2 protein-coding genes are annotated in these 1,253 nt (G+C 55.7%); both read right to left on the bottom strand.

The features are described from left to right. A partial coding sequence (locus A3722_RS04975; protein WP_150120069.1) for an IS110 family transposase occupies positions 1-330 on the bottom strand: 330 nt, incomplete at its 3' end. Between the two features lie 420 nt (positions 331-750). Further along, positions 751-1,253, bottom strand: a 503-nt coding sequence (locus A3722_RS04970; RefSeq protein WP_201721966.1) for a transposase, incomplete at its 5' end; no start/stop codon positions are given.

The raw sequence follows: 1,253 nt of genomic DNA, 5'->3' as shown, positions 1-1,253 counted from the left end.
GAACCAGCCGGTTCGCAGAACATGGGCAATCCCACGCGCGTCGTTCTTGTCAGTCTTGTTGCGCATCGCTGAAAGGGCAGCATTCACTTGGCGGGCTTCCATGCAGACGACATCAAAACCTTCACTGGTCAGACCATAAAAGAGATGCTGGCTCAGCGTGCCAGCCTCAAAACCGATGCGCTCGATCGGATAACCGGAGCTGTTCAGGCAATCGGCGATATCGCCGACTTCACAGGATAGTTCCTTTTCGAGCATCACCTTGCCTTTGGCATCGACGACACAGATGGCACATGAGCGAAGTGACACATCCAAACCGGCAAAATATTCCATCATTCATCTCCCTTGTTCACAGTCTGGCTGTGATTTTAACGGGAGCTCGACCTCTGAATAGGGGCAGCCCAATTACGCATGCTAAGGGCCGAAAACGATGCTTTTCTAAGGCATAGGTGCGGTGGTTCCATTTTAGCATGTTGTTGAGCGCGGCAAAGAAGAGATGGCCATATATTCCCGATAGCCTTTGCGGCAAAGCGAGCCGCTCTATGCGCTTCATCGCCATTCTATCACAAACAGCCTTTCCACCCGACCGCGGAACAACGCCGGGATCGGGATAATGTGCACCCATCCAGGGGTAATTGCCCAATCTATTCAAGACTTGAGAGATTACGGCTTGAGGCGCCATTCGAAGTCTTCGAGATGATAGTGTCCCAAGGAATGGTGTAACTTTGTTCTTCGGCCATGGCTTGGCCGCAGTTACAGGACGGCGATTGTCGCCGGGTCCATGGGGGTAGTGTCGCAAATGGCGGCGACGGTTTCCAGTGTCATGTAGCGCCGCGTGATCGCCCACTCATCATTTTGCTCCAGCATCAGGGCTCCGACCAGTCGTGTGACTGCGGCCTCGTTTGGAAAGATGCCGACAACGTTGGTCCGGCGCTTAATCTCCTTGTTGAGGCGTTCAAGTGGGTTTGTGCTGTGGATCTTGACCCAATGCTCGCGGGGAAAGCTCTTGTAGGCCAACACGTCATCCTCAGCCCGGCGCATCAACTCCGCGAGCTTTGGATGGCGCGTCTCAAACGCGTCGATCAGCTTGGCCCAGTGCTCTTTTGACGCGGCCAGCGTGTCCTGGTCGAAGGCGGTTCTGAGCGCCGCGGTGACGATTGGCTTGTCCTTCTTGCCGACGCAAGCAAGTGCGTTGCGCATGAAGTGGACGCGGCAGCGCTGGACTGTCGCACCGAGCACCTTTGCCGCGGCGGCCT

It is taken from the genome of Sulfitobacter sp. HI0027 (assembly GCF_001634775.1).
Classification (GTDB): domain Bacteria; phylum Pseudomonadota; class Alphaproteobacteria; order Rhodobacterales; family Rhodobacteraceae; genus Sulfitobacter.
Note: the sequence above shows the minus strand (reverse complement) of the source record. Positions and strands in the feature narration are given on the sequence as shown.